Origin of the sequence: Acrocarpospora catenulata (genome assembly GCF_018476525.1) — a bacterium.
In the GTDB taxonomy this organism is placed as follows: Bacteria; Actinomycetota; Actinomycetes; order Streptosporangiales; family Streptosporangiaceae; genus Acrocarpospora; species Acrocarpospora catenulata.
The window spans coordinates 1-19,671 of sequence record NZ_JAHCST010000007.1; the positions used below are offsets into that span (position 1 = coordinate 1).

Here is a 19,671-nt window from a genome sequence, read left to right on the forward strand (position 1 = left end):
CTTCGGCCGGACGGGCGTAGATGCTCAGGTTGCGGCGGCCGGACTCGGCCGCCGAGGCCACCCACACCTGCACCGCGACGGCGTCCCGCTCGCCGAGCACCAGGGGCGTGGTCAGGGTCAGCTCCTCGACCAGGTCGCAGCCGACCTGGTCACCCGCCCTGATCGCCAGTTCGAGGAACCCGGTGCCCGGGAAGATGACCGTGCCGGCGACCGCGTGGTCGGCCAGCCACGGATGCGACCGCAGCGACAACCGCCCGGTCAGCAGCACTCCCGCCGAGTCGGCCAACCCGACCGCCGCGCTCAGCAGCGGGTGCCCGGCGGCGGCCAGCCCCGCGGCCGCCACGTTTCCCTGCTGGGTGGCGCTGCCGTCGGACCAGAAATGCTGCCGCTGGAACGCGTACGTCGGCATGTCGATCCGGCGCCCGCCCCGGAGCACCGCCTGCCAGTCCACCGGCACCCCGCCCACGTGCAGCTGGGCCAGAGCCGCTGTGATCGCGGTCTGCTCGTCCCGATCCTTGCGCAGGACCGGCGCCAGTACCGGATCGGCGTCGGAGAGGTGGGCCGGTGAGTCGGAAGCGATGGGTTCGGCCAGGATGTCCTTGGCCATCGCGGTCAGTACGCCGTCCGGCCCGAGCTCCAGGTAGGCGGTCACTCCCTCCCGGTGCAGCACCCGTACGGCGTCGGCGAAGCGCACCGCGTTCCGTACCTGCTCCACCCAGTAGCCGGGTGAGCACAGCTGCTCGGCCGTGGCCTGCTCTCCGGTCAGGGTGGACACGATCGGGATGCGTGGGGGGTTGTAGGTCAGCGTCCCGGCCAGGGCGCGGAAGTCCGCCAGCATCGGGTCCATCAACGGCGAGTGGAACGCGTGCGACACCCGCAGCCGCCGGGTCTTGTGCCCCCGCTCCGCCAGCGTGTCCGCGAGTTCGAGTACGGCCTGCTCAGCCCCGGAGATCACCACCGCGGCCGGACCGTTGACGGCGGCGATCGCCACCTCGTTCGCACGATCGGCCAGCAGGCCGGCGACCTCCTCCTCGGAGGTCTGCACCGCCACCATCGCCCCACCGGCGGGAAGCGCCTGCATCAGCCGTGCCCGGGCCGCGACCAGAGCGGACGCGTCCCGGAGCGACAGCACCCCGGCCACATGCGCCGCGGTGATCTCTCCGATCGAGTGCCCGGCCAGCACCTCCGGCCGCACACCCCACGACTCGACCAGCCGGAACAGCGCGGTCTCCACCGCGAACAGCGCCGGCTGCGCCCACCCGGTCTGATCCAGCGCCTCCGCCTCGGCCGTACCCGGCTCGGCGAACAGCACCTCCCGCAACGACCCATCGAGCAGCGGGTCCAGCTCCGCGATCACCGCGTCCAAAGCCTCGGCGAACACCGGGAACCGGTCGTACAGCTCCCGGCCCATGCCCGCCCGCTGGCTCCCCTGACCGGTGAACAACACCGCCGGCTTCGGCTCGGCCGCGGCCAGCCCGTGCAGCACACCCGCGCTCGGGCGGTCTTCGGCCAGTGCCCGCAGGCCGGCGACCGCGCCCGCGAGGTCGGCGGTCACCACGGCCGCCCGGTACTCGAACGCCGAGCGCGTGGTGGCCTGCGAGAACGCCACATCGCCGAGCCGCAGATCAGGCTCACCGTCCAGGTACGACGCCAGCCGCCCGGCCTGTGCGCGCAACGCCTCCGCCGACCGGCCGGAAACCAGGACCGGCACGGCTCCGTCCGACGCGGGCGGAGCGCCCTCGGATTCCTGGTCCTCGGCGTCCGGTGCTTCGACCCGCTCGATGATCACGTGTGCGTTGGTGCCGCTGATCCCGAAGGACGACACCGCCGCGCGGCGCGGGTGACCGGTCTCCGGCCACTCGGCCGGCTCGGTCAGCAGCTCCACCGCACCGGAGGCCCAGTCCACGTGCGAGGACGGCTCGCCCACGTGCAGCGTCTTGGGCAGCATCCCGTGCCGCATGGCCATGACCATCTTGATCACACCGGCGACACCCGCCGCGGCCTGGGTGTGACCGATGTTCGACTTGATCGACCCCAGCAGCAGCGGACGGTCCTCCGGCCGCCCCTGCCCGTAGGTCGCCAGCAGCGCCTGCGCCTCGATCGGGTCACCCAGCGCCGTGCCCGTACCGTGGCCCTCCACCACGTCCACATCGGCGGGAGCCAGCCCCGCGCCGGCCAGCGCCTGGCGGATCACCCGCTGCTGCGAGGGACCGTTCGGCGCGGTCAGACCGTTGGACGCGCCGTCCTGGTTGACCGCGGACCCGCGCATGACGGCCAGCACCTGATGCCCGTTGCGCCGCGCGTCCGACAGCCGCTCCAGCACCACCAAGCCCACGCCTTCGGCCCAGCTGGTGCCGTCGGCGGCGTCCGAGTAGGACTTGCACCGCCCATCGGCGGCCAGCCCGCCCTGGGCGCTGAACTCCATGATCCCCATCGGCGTGGCCACCACGGTCACACCGCCCGCCAGCGCCAGCGAGCACTCACCCGAGCGCAGCGCCTGCGCCGCCAGGTGCATGGCCACCAGGGAGGACGAGCACGCGGTGTCCACGGTCACCGCCGGGCCCTCAAGCCCCAAGGTGTAGGACAGCCGGCCCGAGAGCACGCTCCCGGACTGGCCCACCACCATGAAGCCGCGGGCCTCCTCTGACGGGATGTAGCCGGAACCGCCGGCGCCGACGTACACACCGGTAGAGCTGCCGCGCAGCGACAGCGGGTCGATCCCGGCGCGCTCGACCGCCTCCCAGGTGGTCTCCAGCAGCACCCGCTGCTGCGGGTCCATGGCGAGCGCCTCACGCGGCGAGATCCCGAAGAACCCGGCGTCGAACTCCGCGACGTCGGGCATGAACCCGCCCTGGAAGTCCAGCTCGCCGGTCACCTGCCAGCCCCGGTCGACCGGCAGCGAGGAGACGGCGTCGCGCCCCTCGGTGACGAGCTGCCACAGATCCTCCGGAGAGTGCACCCCGCCGGGGTAGCGGCAGGCCATGCCCACGATCACGATCGGATCGTCGGCCACCGACGCGATCGGCGTCGCGGCGATGACATCGCCGTGCTCACCCAGCAGCTCGGCCAGCAGGAACTCCGCCAGCACCACGGGGGTCGGGTAGTCGAACACCAGGGTGGCGGGCAGCCGCAGCCCGGTGGCGGCGTTCAGCCTGTTGCGCAGTTCCACCGCGGTGAGCGAGTCGAAGCCCAGTTCGCGGAACTCCCGGCGCACCTCCACCATCTGCGGCGAGGTGTGCCCGAGCACCGTGGCCGCCTGGGCCCGGACCAGTTCGATCACCAGGCGGCTCCGGTCGGCGTGGGCCAGCCCGGCCAGTTGCCGCAGCAACGCCTGGTCGGCGCCCGACACCGGGGCCGCCGCCGTACGGCGGGTGCTCCGTACCAGCGCGCGGAGCAGTGGCGGGACCTCACCGAGCGCCTGCAACGCCGGCAGGTTGAGCCGGGCCGGCGCGACCACCGGCGTGTCGCAGCCCAGGGCCGCGTCGAAGAGCGCCAAGCCCTCGGCGAAGGAGAACAGGTGGAACCCCGCGGCCGACAGCCGGCGGAGGTCGGTCTCGCTGAGCTCGCCGGCCATGCCGGCGTCCGCCGCCCATGGACCCCACACCAGGGACAGGCCCGGCAGGCCTTGGGCCTGGCGGTGCTGAGCCAGCGCGTCCAGGTAGGCGTTGGCCGCCGCGTAGGCGCCCAGGCCCGGGCCGCCGACCAGCCCGGCCATCGAGGAGTACATGACGAAGGCGGCCAGGTCGAGGTCCCGCGTCAGCTCGTGGAGGTGCCAGGCGCCATCGGCCTTGGGCCCGAACACGGTGGCCAGCCGGCGCTCGTCCAGCGACGGGATCATGCCGTCGTCGCGTACGCCCGCGGTGTGCACGACCGCGGTGAGCGGGTGCCCCGCGGGCACGCCGGCGAGCAGTTCCGCCACCTGATCCCGATCGGCCAGGTCGCAGGCGGCGATGGTGACCTCGGCGCCGTGGGCGATCAGCTCGGCCGCCAGTTCCACCGCGCCTGGGGCGTCCGTGCCCCTGCGGCCGGCCAGCAGCAGGTGCCGGACCCCGTGCTCGGCCACGAGATGCCGGGCCAGGTGGCTGCCCAGGCCGCCGGTGCCACCCGTGATCAGGACGGTGCCGTCGAGATCCAGCCGCGGCGTGGCGCCTCCCCCTGGCGTCAGGCGGACCAGCCGGGGCACGCGGGCCACGTGGCCGCGAATCGCCACCTGGGGCTCGCCGCAGGCCAGCGCCTCGGGCAGCGCCGACAGCGCGGTCTCCCGCTCGTCCACATCGACCAGCAGGAAGCGGTCGGGGTTCTCGCCCTGCGCGACGCGGACCAGGCCCCAGACGGCCGCCGCCGCCGGATCCGTGACCGCCTCGTCCTCCGTGCCGGCGACCGCGCCCCTGGTGACCAGCACCAGTCTGGATTCGGTGAACCGCTCATCCGCCAGCCACTGCCGCAGGAGTTCCAGGACCCGGCCGGTCACCTCCTGTGCCGCCGCGGCGCCGACCGCCGCCGTGGGCGAGGCGATCTCGACGGCCACGACGTCCGGCACCCGGTCCGGCGAGGCGAGGCCGGACCCGGCCCAGCGCAGATCGTCCAGTCCGGACCGGTTCAGTTCGGACCAGTCCAGCTCGACGCAGTCCAGCCCGGCCATCGCGTCCGTCGGGGAGACGACCGTCGGCGCGACCGTCCACTCCAGCGTGAACAGCGCGTCCCGCTCCAGCCCTTGCGCACCGGACAGGAGCATCTGGTCGGCGGACACCGGGCGGAACACCAGCGACTCCGCCGTCAGCACCGGCGCGCCCTCGGCGTCCACCGCCGCCAGCGACACCGAACCGCCTCCGGTCCTGACCAGCCGGACCCGCAGCGCCGACGCCCCGCCCGCGTGCAGGCACACGCCGGCCCAGGAGAACAGCAGCCGCCCCTGGCCCGGCTCCACCAGGTCCATGAACGAGGCGGGCTGCAACGCCGCGTCGAGCAGGGCGGGATGCAGGCCGAACGAGCCGGCGTCGCCGACCTCCTCGGGCACCGCGACCTCGGCGAAGATCTCCCCGTCACGCTGCCAGGCCGCCCGCAGTCCCTTGAAGGTCGGCCCGTAGCTCACGCCGCCCTCGGCCAGGTCGTCGTACAGCCCGTCCAGTGCGATCGGCGCCGCGCCCGCGGGCGGCCACACGCTCGTGTCGAACCGCGCCGTACGCGCGCCGACCGCCAGCACGCCGGCCGCGTGCCGCACCCAGGGCCGGTCCGGCGCGTCGGCCGGGCGGGCGTAGATGGCCAGGTTCCTGCGGCCTGTTTCGTCGGATGCGCTCACCACCACCTGGACGGCGACTGCGTCGTCCAGGCCGAGCACCAGCGGGGCGGCCAGGGTGAGCTCTTCCACCCGGTCGCAGCCGACCTGGTCACCGGCCCGGATCGCCAGTTCGAGGAACCCGGTGCCGGCGAACAGGGCCGTGCCGGCCACCGCGTGATCGGCCAGCCACGGGTGCGTGCGTACCGACATCAGGCCGGTGAGCAGCGCGCCATCGGAGTCGGCGAGCCCGACGGCGGCGCCCAGCAGCGGATGCCCCGCCGCGGCGAGGCCGAGCCCTCGGGCATCGGCGATCCGCATCCCGCTCGGCCAGAACCTGTGGTGCTGGAAGGCGTAGGTGGGCAGGTCGATCCGGCGTCCGCCGGACAGCACCGGCAGCCAGTCCACCGCCACCCCGCGGACGAACAGCTCGGCCGCCGAGACCAGGACCCGGTCCATCCCGTCCTCGTCACGGCGCAGGGTCCCGGCGACCACCGCGGTCACGCCCGCCTGGTCCACCGCCTGCTCGATCCCCAGCGTCAGCAACGGATGCGGGCCGACCTCGAGGAACGCCCGGTACCGCTCCTCCAGCAGCCGCTCGATCGCCGGCGCGAACTCCACGGTCCGGCGCACGTTCTCGTACCAGTAGCCGGTGTCCAGTTCGGTGCCGTCCAGCCACTGGCCGGTCGCCGTCGACAGCATCGGGATCCGCGCGGTACGGGGCGACACTTCCGCCAGGTCCGCCAGCAGTTCGTCCCGGAGTGCGTCGACCTGCGGCGAGTGCGCTGCGAAGTCGGCTCCGGCCAGCTGCCAGCGCATCACCCCGTCGGCCGACAGGCGGCGCTCCAGCACCCGCATGGCCTCCGGGTCACCGGCCACGGTCACCACCCGGGGCCCGTTGACCGCCGCGATCGAGATCCGGTCCAGCAGATCAGCGGCGGCCAGGGCCTCGCGAACCTGCTCCGCCGGAGCCATCACCGACAGCATCACCCCGCGCCCGCCCAGCCGGTCGGCGATCAGGCGGCTGCGCAGCGCCACCACGCGGGCGCCGTCCTGCAGCGACAGACCACCCGCGACCACCGCGGCGGCGATCTCGCCCTGAGAGTGGCCGACCACGGCGTCGGGGCGGACCCCCAGCGACTCCCACACCGCGGCCAGCGACACCATCACCGCGAACGACACCGGCTGGACCACATCGGCCCCATCCAGCGACGGAGCACCCTCGGTCTGGCGGATCACATCCAGCAGTGACCAGTCCACGAACGGCTCCAGCGCAGCCGCGCACTCGGCCATCCGGCCCGCGAAGACCGGCGACTCCTCAAGGAGCTGCCTGCCCATGCCCGCCCACTGGGCTCCCTGGCCCGGGAACACCCAGACCGACTTCCCATCGACGTCGGCCACACCCGCGACCACGCGAGCGGCCGATTCACCGGCCTCGACCGCGGACAGGCCCGCCAGCAGTTCCTCGCGGTCACGGCCGACCACCACGGCACGGTGCTCGAACACCGACCGCGACACCACCAGCGAGAAGGCCGGGTCCAGATCACTGTGTACGTCGAGGTGGGCGCGCAGACGACGCGCCTGCGCCGACAATGCCTCACCCGTACGGCCCGAGATCACCCAGGGCACCACCCCGGCAGGCTCGGCGACCGCCGGTTCGGCGACCTCCGCCGGCCCCTGCTCAAGGATCATGTGGGCGTTGGTGCCGCTGATGCCGAACGACGACACGGCGGCCCTGCGCGGGTGGTCGGTCTGCGGCCACTCCCGCTGATCGGTCAGCACTTCGATCGCGCCGGAGTCCCAGTCCACGTGCGAGGACAGCGCGTCCACGTGCAGCGTCTTGGGCAGCACGCCGTGGCGCATGGCCATGACCATCTTGATCACACCGGCGACACCGGCGGCGGCCTGGGTGTGGCCGATGTTCGACTTGATCGACCCCAGCAGGAGCGGCCGATCGCGATCCTGACCATAGGTGGCCAGCAGGGCCTGCGCCTCGATCGGGTCACCCAGCACCGTACCCGTGCCGTGTGCCTCGACCGCGTCCACCTCGGACGGCGACAGACCCGCGACGGCCAGCGCCTTCCGGATCACCCGGCGCTGGGACGGGCCGTTCGGCGCCGTCAGGCCGTTGGACGCACCGTCCTGGTTGATCGCCGACCCACGCACGATCGCCAGCACCTGATGCCCGTTGCGCTGAGCATCCGACAACCGCTCCAGCATCACCAGGCCGACGCCCTCGGACCAGCCGATGCCGTCCGCCGAGTCGGAGAACGCCTTGCACCGGGCGTCCGGCGCCAGCCCGCCCTGCTCTCCGAGCTCGCCGTACCCCGCGAGAGTCGAGATGACCGTGACGCCGCCCGCCACCGCGAGCGAGCATTCCCCGTTCCGCAGAGCCTGGGCCGCCATGTGGATGGTCACCAGCGACGACGAGCAGGCGGTGTCCACCGTCACCGCCGGGCCCTCAAGACCGAAGGTGTAGGAGATCCGGCCGGAGGCCACACTGGCCAGCATGCCGGTCATGATGTGGCCGCGGGACTCCTCCCCCGGCAGGTAACCCGAGCCGACGGAACCGATGAAGACGCCGGTGTCGCTGCCCCGCAACGAGTCCGGATCGATGCCCGCCTGCTCGAAGACCTCCCAGGACGTCTCCAGCAGCAGGCGCTGCTGCGGATCCATCGCCAGCGCCTCACGCGGCGAGATCCGGAAGAACTCCGCGTCGAACTCGGGCGCGTCGAAGACGAACCCGCCCTTCAGGTCGCCGTGGCTCTGCCAGCCACGGTCGGTCGGGATCGGGGTGATGGCATCCTGGCCCTCCGCGACCAGCCGCCACAGATCGTCCGGAGAGTTCACCCCGCCAGGGAAGCGGCAGGCCATCGAGACGACGACGATGGGGTCGTCCGTCGTCGAGGCCGTGGCCACTGGCAGCATGGCGTCGCCGTGCGCGCCGAGCACCTCGCTCAACAGGTACTCGCCGAGCACGGTGGGGGTGGGGTAGTCGAAGACGGCCGTGGAGGGCAGGCGCAGGCCGGTGGCGGCGTTGAGCCGGTTGCGCAGCTCGATCGCGGTCAGCGAGTCGAAGCCCAGCTCGCGGAACTCACGGCGCCCCTGCACCGCCTCCAGCGAAGGATGCCCGAGGACGGCGGCGGCCTGCGCCCGGACCAGATCGACGACGAACCGGACGCGGTCGGCCTGCGCCAGACCGGCCAGCTGCCGCAGCAGCACCCCTTCTCCGGCGGCGGGCGCCGACGCCGCCGTACGGCGGGTGCTCCGCACGAGCCCGCGCAGCAGCGGCGGCACCAGATGAGCGGGTATCGCCGGCATGTTCAGCCGTACGGGGACCACGAGCGGTGAATCCGAGCCGATGGCCGTGTCGAACAGGGCCAGTCCGTGCTCGGTGGTGATGGGCGGCAGTCCGGCGGCGGTCATCCGCTGTACGTCGGCCTGCGTCATGCCCCCGGTCATCCCGGTGGCCTGTGCCCACAATCCCCAGGGAAGTGACAGGCCCGGCAGCCCCTGCGCCTGGCGGTGGGCCATCAGCGCGTCCAGCCAGGCGTTGGCCGCCGCGTAGTTGCCCTGACCGCCGCCGCCCAGCAGCCCGGCCAGCGAGGAGAACACCACGAACCCGGCCAGGTCTAGGCCCTGGGTGAGCTCGTGCAGGTGCCAGGCGGCGTCCACCTTCGGCCGCAGCACCGACTCCAGCCGCTCAGGTGTCAGTGAGGCGATGGTTCCGTCATCGAGGATTCCGGCCGCGTGGATCACCGCGGTCAGCGGATGCTCGGTGTCGATCCCGGCCAGCAAGCCGGCCACCGCATCCCGGTCGGCCATGTCGCAGGCGGCGATGGTCACGTGCGCGCCCCGCGCGGCCAGTTCCTGCTCCAGCTCACGTGCGCCGGCCGCATCCAGGCCCCTTCGGCTGACCAGCAGCAGGTGCCGTACGTCGTGCTCGGTCACCAGATGCCGCGCGAACAGGGCGCCCAGACCGCCCGTACCACCGGTGATCAGCACGGTGCCTTCCGGGTTCCAACGACGGGGCATCGTCAGAACGATCTTTCCGGTGTGGCGGGCCTGGCTCATGAACCGGAACGCCTCGCGGCCCCGCCGCACATCCCACGCCGTGACCGGTAGCGGCCGCAATTCACCAGCCGCGAAGAGTTCCATGAGCTCGGCCAGGATCTGGCGCAGCCGCTCGGGTCCGGCATCCAGGATGTCGAACCAGTGGTACGTCAGCCCAGGGAACTGCTCTTGGTCTCGGATGTCCAGCTTGCCCATCTCGATGAACCGGCCGCCTGGGCGCAGCAGTCGCGCGGAGGCGTCGATGAAGTCGCCGGTGAGCGAGTTGAGGACGACATCGATCTCCCGCCCGCTGAACTTCTCCTCGAACTCCAGGGTGCGGGAGGAGGCGATGTGATCGTCCGGGATGCCCAGCGAGCGGAGGACGTCCCACTTGGCCGGGCTGGCTGTGGCGAACACCTCCACCCCCAGGCGCTGGGCCAGCTGGATGGCGGCCATACCGGTCCCCCCGGTGCCCGCGTGTACCAGCAGCGACTCGCCCGGCTGCAATCCGGCCAGATCCATCAGCCCGTAATAGGACGTCAGGAACGACACCGGGAACGTCGCCGCCTGCTCGAAGGAGACTCCATCGGGGATCTTGGTCACCCCGCCGGCACCGGTGACCACCACCGGGCCGAAGCCGCCCTCGGTTATGCCGACCACCCGGTCCCCCGGGCGCAGGTCGTCCACCCCCGGGCCGACCTCCAGCACCACGCCGGCGGCCTCGCCGCCCATCAGGCCGACCTTGTCCTGGAACCAGCCCAGCGCGTTGAGTCCGTCCAGCAGGTCACGGAAGTTGACTCCTGCGGCGTGCACCTCCACGCGCACCTGCCCGGCCTCCAACGGCCCGGCCGCCTGCGGGAAGGGGAGCAGCTCCAGCGCGTCCAGGCTGCCCTTGGCCTGGCTTCCCAGCCGCCACGGCACCCCACCGGCCGGAGGCACCAAGCCCGCCCCCGACACCAGCGACGCCAGCCGCGGCACCCGCACCTCACCCGCACGCACCGCCGCCTGCGGCTCGTCCGAGGCCATGAGCGCGGCCAGTAACGCAGGCAGGGAGGACTCCTGGTCGTCCACATCCACCAGGACAAACCGGCCCGGATTCTCCGACTGCGCCGACCGCACCAGACCCCACACCGCCGCCGCAGCCAGATCGGTGATCTCCTCACCCTCACCGGCCGCCACCGCGCCCCGCGTCACGAACACCAAACGCGAATCGCCGAACCGCTCCTCGGCCAGCCAGCCCTGCAACAGTCCCAGCACCTCACGGGCCACCTGATGCGCCGAGTCCACCGCGTCCGCGGCCGGATCGGTCGCGATCCCGGCCAGCACCACTCCCGGAACCGGACCCACCTCGGCCAACGCCGACAGATCCGGATGAACCTCGACCGACTCCCCGGCAAGACCCAGCGTGTCCAGACCGACCACCGCCACCGGCACCGGCTCGGCCACCGGAACATCGGAAAGGGCGGCCCATTCCAGCCGGAACAGCCCGTCCCCCAGCGTCGCCTGGCCACCACTCGCAGCGGCGAGCTGATCCGGCGAGAACGGCCGCAACACCAGCGACCGCGCCGACAGCACCGGATCTCCTGCGGCGTCCACCGCCGTCAGCGTGACCGAGTCGGTGGCGGTCCTGACCAGCCGCACGCGCAGCATCGCCGCGCCCGCGGCCTGGAGGCTCACCCCGCCCCAGGAGAACGGCAGCCTGCCGCCCTCGGAATCATCCAGCCCGGCGAAAGCCACCGCATGCAACGCCGCATCCAGCAACGCCGGGTGCAACCCGAACGCGCCGGCGCTTGACTGCGTCCGCTCGGGAAGCGCGACCTCGGCGAACACCTCACCGCCGGCACCGCGCCAGGCCGCCCGCAGCCCCTGGAACACCGGGCCGTATTCGAACCCGCCCGTGGAGAGCTCTTCGTACAGCCCGTCCAGGTCGATCGCGGTCGCCCCCTGCGGGGGCCACACCGCCGCATCGAACGGCGCAGCGGGCGACGCGGCAGCCGTGGTGGGAGTGCCGGCAGCCAGCGTGCCGGTGGCATGCCGTACCCACGGCACATCGGCGGCGGCCTCCGCCGACCGGGCGTACACGTTCACGCTCCGGTGGCCCGTCTCCTGTGCGGCGCCCACCCACACCTGCACCGCAACCGCGTCGTCCACGCCCAGCACCAGCGGAGCGGTCAGGGTCAGCTCCTCGACCAGGTCACAGCCGACCTGGTCACCGGCCCGGATCGCCAGCTCCAGCAACCCGGTACCCGGGAAGATCACCGTGCCGGCCACCGCGTGATCGGCCAGCCACGGATGCGACGACAGCGACAACCTGCCTGTCAGCAGCACCCCATCGGAGTCGGCCAGGCCCACCGCCGCGCCCAGCAGCGGATGACCCGCTGTCGCCAAACCCGCCGCCGCCACGTTCCCTATCTGGGAGCCTGCCCTCGCGGGCCAGTACCACTGGTGCTTGAAGGCGTAGGTCGGCAGGTCGACCCGGCGGCCGCCCGGCAGCAGTGCCCGCCAGTCCACCGTCACGCCGCGTACGAACAGTTCAGCCGCCGAAACCAGGACACGGTCCAGCCCGCCCTCGTCCCGACGCAACGTACCGGCGATCACCGCATCTACTGCGGCCTCATCCACGCACTCCCCGATGCCGATCGTCAGCACCGGATGCGAGCTCACCTCGACAAACGCCCGGTACCGCTGCTCCAGCAGCTGCCCGATCGCTGGGGCGAAGTTGACCGTGTTGCGCAGGTTGTCACACCAGTACCCCGCGTCGAGTTCCGGCCCCTCCACCCACTGGCCGGTCACCGTCGACAGCATCGGCACCCGCACCGCGCGCGGAGCCACTTCCGCCAGGACCTGGGCCAGTTCCTCACCGATCAGATCGACCTGAGCCGAATGCGAGGCATAGTCCACCGCGATACGGCGAACCCGCACCCCATCCTCGGTCAGACGCTCCACCAGCTCATCGACGGCTTGCAGTTCACCGGCCACCACCGCTGAGCGAGGGCCGTTAATGGCCGCGACCGACACCCGTCCGTCCCAGGACGACAGCCGCTCACGGACCTGCTCGACCGGCAAGGCCACCGACGCCATCGCGCCAAGCCCAGCCAGCCGGTCGGCGATCAGGCGGCTGCGCAACGCCACCACCCGCGCGCCGTCCTGCAACGACAGACCACCCGCGACCACCGCAGCCGCGATCTCACCCTGAGAGTGACCGACCACGGCGTCGGGGCGAACACCCAGCGACTCCCAGACCGCCGCCAAGGAGACCATCACCGCGAACGACACCGGCTGGACCACATCCACCCGATCCAGCGACGGAGCACCCTCGGACTGCCGGATCACATCCAGCAGCGACCAGTCCACGAACGGCTCCAGGGCCGCCGCACACTCGGCCATCCGACCGGCGAAGACCGGCGACTCCTCAAGCAGGGCGGCACCCATGCCCGCCCACTGGGCTCCCTGACCCGGGAACACCCAGACCGACTTCCCGACGACGTCGGCCACACCCGCGACCACGCGAGCCGCCGGCTCACCGGACTCGACGGCCGACAGGCCCGCCAGCAGCTCGCCGCGATCCTCGCCGACCACCACCGCACGGTGCTCGAACACCGACCGCGACACCACCAGCGAGAACGCCGTGTCGACCGGGTCCAGATCGCCGGCCTCCACATGCGCCGCCAGACGACGCGCCTGACCACGCAACGACTCCTCGGTCTTCGCGGACAGCACCCACGGCACCACACCACCGGCAGGCTCGCCCGGCTCCGCCGGTTCCACAACCTGTGGCCCCTGCTCCAGGATCACGTGGGCGTTGGTGCCGCTGATTCCGAACGACGACACAGCCGCCCGGCGCGGATGACCGTTCTTCTGCCACTCCACCGGCTCGGTCAGCAGTTCCACCGCGCCAGAGGCCCAGTCCACGTGCGAGGACGGCGCATCGACATGCAGCGTCTTGGGCAGCAGCCCGTGCCGCATGGCCAGCACCATCTTGATCACACCTGCGACGCCCGCGGCGGCCTGCGTGTGACCGATGTTCGACTTGATCGAACCCAGCAGCAGCGGACGGTCCTCGTCCCGCTCCTGCCCGTAGGTCGCCAGCAGGGCCTGCGCCTCGATCGGGTCACCCAGCGTCGTACCCGTACCGTGCCCCTCGACCGCGTCCACTTCGGACGGCGAGAGCCCGGCACCGGCCAGCGCCTGCCGGATCACCCGCTGCTGCGAAGGACCGTTCGGCGCGGTCAGACCGTTCGACGCGCCGTCCTGGTTGACCGCCGAGCCACGGACGATCGCCAGCACCTGGTGACCGTTGCGCTGAGCGTCAGACAGCCGCTCCAGCACCAGAATGCCGACACCCTCGGACCAGCTCACCCCGTCGGCCGCGTCGGAGTAGGACTTGCACCGGCCGTCGGCGGCCAGCCCGCCCTGGGCGCTGAAATCGATGAACGGCCCGGGGTGGGCCATCACGGTCACGCCACCGGCCAGCGCCAGCGAGCAGTCACCGCCACGCAGCGCCTGCGCCGCAAGGTGCATCGCCACCAGCGACGACGAACACGCGGTGTCCACCGTCACCGCCGGGCCCTCAAGACCCAGGGTGTAGGAAACCCGGCCGGTCGCGACGCTGCCCGTGCTACCGGTACCGACGAACCCCATCACTTCCGGCGGGAACGACACGCTGTTCGCGTAGTCGTGATACATCAGTCCGGCGAACACCCCGGTACGGCTGCCGCGCAGCGAAACCGGCTCGATCCCGGCTCGCTCGATCGCCTCCCACGACACCTCCAGCAGCAACCGCTGCTGCGGATCCATCGCCAGCGCCTCATGGGGCGAGATCCCGAAGAACCCGGGGTCGAACTCCCCCGCCTCGTGCAGGAAGCCGGCTTCGCGGACATAGCTCGTGCCCCGGCGTTCCCGATCCGAGCTGTAGAAGGCACCCAGATCCCAGTCGCGCGTGGTCGGGAAGGGCGAGATCCCGTCTCCGCCCTCGGTCACCAACCGCCACAGATCCTCCGGAGAGGCGACCCCGCCCGGATAGCGGCAGGCCATGCCCACGATCGCGATCGGGTCGTCGGCCACCGGCCGGGCCTCGGTGGGAACCACCATGTCGGCGTGCTCGCCGAGCAGCTCGGCCAGCAGGAATTCGGCCAGCAGCATCGGCGTGGGATAGTCGAACACCAGCGTGGCCGGTAACCGCAGCCCGGTCGTACCGTTCAGCCGGTTGCGGAGGTCCACCGAGGTCAGCGAGTCGAAGCCCAGCTCGCGGAACTCCCGACGCACCTCCACCGTCTCCGGCGAGAGGTGCCCCAGCACCATGGCCACCTCGGTCCGTACCAGGTCCACCAGGACCTCGGCGCGCTCGGCCGCGCCCAGCCGAGCCAGCCGCTGCAGCAGCGTGCTGGCCGTCGCCGACTTTCCGATGGCGGACCGGCGCCTTCCCCGCACCAGCTTGCGCAGCAGCGGCGGGATATCGCCCAGCGTGCGCAGCGCCGGCAGATCCAGCCGGACCGGTGCCACGACCGGTTCGCCGGAACGGACCGCCGACTCGAACAAGGCGAGGCCCTGTTCCGGTGAGAGTGGCGGGGTACCGGCACGGGCCAGCCTCGCCATCTCGCCCTCGCTCAAGGTGCCGGTCATCCCGCTGTCCTGAGCCCACGCACCCCAGGCGAGCGACAGCCCGGGCAGTCCGGCAGCCTGGCGGTGCTGGGTCAGCGCGTCGAGGAAGGAGTTGGCCGCGGCGTAGTTGCCCTGGCCGGGAGCTCCGATCATGCCCGCCGCCGACGAGAACACGATGAACTCGGCCAGATCGAGATCCGCGGTGAGCTCGTGCAGGTGCCAGGCGGCGTCCACCTTCGGCCGCAGCACCGACTCCAGCCGCTCCGGCGTCAGCGAGGCGATGGTCCCGTCGTCCAGCACACCCGCGGTGTGGATCACCGCGGTCAGCGGATGCTCTGCGTCCACCTCGGACAGCAGGGCCGCCACCTGGTCCCGGTCGGTCACGTCACACGCCACGACCGTGACCTCGGCACCGTGCGCGATCAGCTCGGCCCGCAACTCCACCGCGCCCGGAGCATCCAGGCCTCTCCGGCTGACCAGCAGCAGGTGCCGTACGTCGCGCTCGGCCACCAGATGCCGCGCGAACAGCGCGCCCAGACCACCGGTTCCGCCGGTGATCAGCACCGTGCCGTCCGGATCCCACGGCCGTTCGACCTCGGAGCCGGGCACGACCCGTACCAGCCGGGCCGCCCGCACCCCACCATCGCGCACCGCCACCTGCGGCTCACCCGAGGCGAGCACCCCGGCCAGAACCGACTCGGACAGCTCCCCATCGACATCCACCAGGACAAACCGCCCCGGATTCTCCGACTGCGCCGACCGCACCAACCCGGATGCGGCAGCCGCCGCCAGATCGGTAACCGCCTCGCCCTCACCCGCGGCCACCGCACCCCGCGTCACGAACACCAGCCGCGAATCGCGATACCGCTCGTCGGCCAGCCATCCCTGCAACACGGTCAGAACGCGCGCGGTCAGCTCGTGCGTGGCCTGCACCGCCGCGCCGTCGGAGATCACTTCGGTCACCACAACACCCGGCGCCTGATCCGCGTCCACGAACCCCGACGCGAGGTCGAACGTGTGAAGGTCAACCGTCAGCGGAGCGGGCTCTGTCACCGGTGCCAGCGGCAACGCCGTCCACTCCACCCGGAACAGGGGGTCCCGCTCGCTTCTCCGGCCACCTTCACCGGTGTCCGCCGTGATCGGGCGCAGAATGAGCGACCGCGCCGTAAGTACCGGTTCGCCCGCCGCATCGGCCACCGCCAGCGAGACGGCATCGCCGTCGGTCCTGGCCAGCCGTACCCGCAGAGCAGACGCGCCACCGGCGTGCAGGCACACCTCACCCCAGGAGAACGGCAACCGGCCGCCCTCGGAATCGTCCAGCCCGGCGAAGGTCACCACGTGCAACGCCGCGTCCAGCAGAGCCGGATGTACGCCGAAGGAGCCGGCGTCCGACTCGAGCCGGCTCGGCAGGCTCACCTCGGCGAAGATCTCATCATCACGCCGCCAGGCCGCCCGCAGGCCCTGGAACAGCGGCCCGTAACTCATCCCGCCCTCGGCGAGCAGGTCGTACAGCCCGTCCAGCTCGATCGCGGACGCGCCCTGCGGCGGCCAGACTTCGGTGTCGAGTCGCTCCGCGGTCTGGCCGCCCGCGGCGAGGACGCCTACGGCGTGCCGTACCCATGGCTCGTCGTCGGCGGCCTCGGCCGACCGGGTGTGGATACTCAGGTCGCGTCTGCCGGACTCCTCCGCGCCCACCCACACCTGCACGGCCACGGTGTCGGTTTCGCCCAGGACGAGCGGCGCCGCCAGGGTGAGCTCCTCCACCAGGTCGCAGCCGACCTGGTCACCGGCCCGGATGGCCAGCTCCAGGAACGCGGTGCCGGGGAACAGCACCCGCCCGCCCACGACGTGATCGGCGAGCCAGGCCTGCGACCGCAACGACAGCTGGCCGGTCAGCAGAACGCCGTCCGAAGCGGCCAGCGCCACGGCGGCACCCAGCAAAGGATGCCCTGCCGCGGTCAGCCCCAGGTTCCGGGCGTCGCCCATGCGCTGGGTGCGGGGCCAGTACAACTCGTGCTGGAACGGGTAGGTGGGCAGGTCAACCCGGCGACCCTGCGGGAGCACCACCTGCCAGTCGACCGGCACCCCGTGCACGTGCAGTTCTGCCAGCGCCATCATGGACGCCGCCGACTCCTCGCGGTCCTTGCGCAACACCGGGACGAGCACGGCGTCCGCGTCGGCGGGAAGCGTCTCGCCGGCCATGGCGGTCAGGACGCCGTCGGGGCCCAGCTCCAGATATGCCTGTACGCCCTGTGCGTGCAGCGTACGGATTCCGTCGGCGAAGCGGACCGCCCCACGGACCTGGTCCACCCAGTAGTCCGGCGAGCACAACTGCTCGTCCGTGGCCAGTTCGCCGGTCACGTTCGAGACCACGGGAATTTCCGGCGGACTGTAGGTCAGCGTCCGGGCCAGGGCGCGGAAGTCCGCCAGCATCGGGTCCATCAACGGCGAATGGAACGCATGCGACACCCGCAACCGCTTGGTTCGCACCCCACGCTCTTCCAGGACCGCCGCGACGCTGAGGACCGGGCCCTCAACTCCGGAGATCACCACGGCGTTCGGGCCGTTCACCGCCGCGATCGACACCTCGCCCGCGTGCCCGGCCAGCAGCGCGATGACCTCCTCCTCCGAGGCCTGGACCGCGACCATCGCCCCGCCCGCGGGCAGCGCCTGCATCAACCGCGCCCGGCCCGCGACCAGCGCACAAGCATCGCTCAGTGAGAGCACCCCGGCCACGTGCGCCGCCGTGATCTCCCCGATCGAATGGCCGGCCAGCACATCCGGCACCACGCCCCACGATTCGACCAGCCGGAACAGGGCGGTCTCCAGCGCGAACAGCGCCGGCTGCGCCCAGCCCGTCTGGTCCAGCAGCTCCGTCTCGGCGAACATGACGTCGCGCAGCGGCCTGTCGAGCAGCGGGTCCAGCTCCGCGATCACCGCGTCCAAAGCCTTGGCGAACACCGGGAACCGCTCATACAGCTCGCGGCCCATTCCTGCCCGCTGACTGCCCTGACCGGTGAACAGCACCGCCAACTGGGGCTCGGCATCGGCCACCCCACGCACCGCACCCGGCAGATCCTCAGCCAGCGCGCCCAAACCGGCCAGCACACTCTCGCGGTCGCTCGCCAGCAGCACCGCGCGATGCTCGAACGCCGACCGCGTCGTAGCCAGCGAGAACGCGGTGTCGGCCAGCGCCACCTCGGGGTGGTCCGCCACATGCGCGGCCAGCTGTCCGGCCTGCGCCCGCAGCGCCTCTGCCGTACGGCCCGACACCAGCACCGGCACCACACCGGCAGCCGGCTCCTGCACAACCGGTTCGGCCGGAACCTCCGGTCCTTCCTCCAGGATCACGTGGGCGTTGGTGCCGCTGATCCCGAACGACGACACAGCCGCCCGGCGCGGACGGCCGTTCCGCGGCCACTCCACCGGCTCGGTCAGCAGTTCCACCGCGCCCGTCGACCAGTCCACATGCGAGGACGGCGCATCGACGTGCAGCGTCTTGGGCAGCACCTCATGCCGCATGGCCATGACCATCTTGATCACACCGGCGACACCCGCCGCGGCCTGGGTGTGACCGATGTTCGACTTGATCGACCCCAGCAGCAGCGGGCGGCCCTCCGGCCGATCCTGCCCGTACGTCGCCAGCAGCGCCTGCGCCTCGATCGGGTCACCCAGCGTCGTACCCGTACCGTGGCCTTCGACCACATCCACGTTGGCGGGAGTGAGCCCGGCGCCGGCCAGTGCCTGCCGGATCACCCGCTGCTGAGAAGGACCGTTCGGCGCGGTCAGACCATTGGACGCGCCATCCTGGTTCACCGCGGAACCACGGACGACCGCCAGCACCTGATGCCCGTTGCGGCGGGCGTCCGACAGCCGCTCCAGCACCAGCATGCCGATGCCCTCGGCCCAGCCCGTGCCGTCCGCCGCGTCGGCGAACGGCTTACACCGCCCGTCGGCCGCGAGCCCGCCCTGGGCGCTGAAGTCAATGAACATGCCCGGCGTGGCCATCACGGTCACACCACCGGCCAGCGCCAGGCTGCACTCGCCCGAGCGCAGTGCCTGCGCCGCCAGATGCAACGCCACCAGGGAGGAGGAACACGCGGTGTCCACCGTCACCGCCGGGCCTTCCAGCCCCAGCGTGTACGAAATACGGCCGGTCGCGACGCTCCCCGCGGTGCCGGTGCTGGCGAAGCTCCGCACTTCCGGCGGGAATTCAACACTCGGGCCGTAGTCGTGATACATCACACCGGCGAACACACCGGTACGGCTGCCCCTCAGCGAACCCGGCTCGATCCCCGCCCGCTCGATCGCCTCCCACGACACCTCCAGCAGCAACCGCTGCTGGGGATCCATCGCCAAAGCCTCACGCGGCGAAATACCGAAGAACCCCGGATCGAACTCCCCGGCCTCGTGCAGGAACCCGCCCTCACGCACATAACTGCTGGTCCCCCGGCGCTCCCGATCCGGGTTGTAGAGCACCCCGAGATCCCAGCCACGGGAGGTCGGGAACTCACCGATCCCGTCCCCGCCCTCGGCCACCAGACGCCACAAATCCTCCGGAGAGCCGACGTCACCCGGGAAGCGGCACGCCATCGACACAATCGCGATCGGATCGTGCCTGCCCGACTCGACCTCCTGGAGCCGTCGACGGGTCTCGCGCAAATCAGCGGCGACCGACTTGAGGTAGTCAACGAGCTTCCGGTCTTCCGACATCGGGGCTGACCTCCGAAGTGTTCCGAGGC

1 protein-coding gene is annotated in these 19,671 nt (G+C 71.9%); it reads right to left on the minus strand.

Annotation, left to right across the window (positions count from 1 at the left end; genetic code table 11):
• On the minus strand, positions 1-19,642 hold a 19,642-nt coding region (locus KIP79_RS48910; RefSeq protein WP_214104275.1), incomplete at its 3' end, for a type I polyketide synthase.
• Positions 19,643-19,671 lie beyond the last annotated feature (29 nt).